Origin of the sequence: Streptomyces sp. URMC 126, from assembly GCF_051386555.1 — a bacterium.
Classification (GTDB): domain Bacteria; phylum Actinomycetota; class Actinomycetes; order Streptomycetales; family Streptomycetaceae; genus Streptomyces.
The window spans coordinates 1-235 of sequence record NZ_JBPQTX010001361.1 but is presented as its reverse complement, the minus strand read 5'-3'; the positions used below and the strand labels follow the sequence as shown (position 1 = coordinate 235).

Below are 235 nucleotides of genomic sequence, written 5' to 3'. Positions count from 1 at the left end.
GGACGAGGGCAAGCCCTTCGGCTTCGTCTGGGACGGGGCGAACCTCGACATGGACTACTGGGTCATCCCCAAGGGCGCGCCCGATGTCGAGAAGTCGATGCAGTTCATCGCCTTCGCCTCGGACCCGGCGCGGCAGGCGGACCTGTCGAAATACATCGCCTATGGCCCGCCGCGGAAATCGGCGGCGGCGAATGTCGGGACCTACAAGGACGGCACCACCCAGATGGCGCCCTAC

At 66.4% G+C, this 235-nt stretch carries 1 protein-coding gene; it reads left to right on the top strand.

Annotation, left to right across the window (positions count from 1 at the left end; translation table 11 throughout):
- Positions 1–235 (top strand): extracellular solute-binding protein (locus tag ACSNOK_RS36270; protein ID WP_436784900.1); only part of this gene is annotated, 235 nt, incomplete at both ends.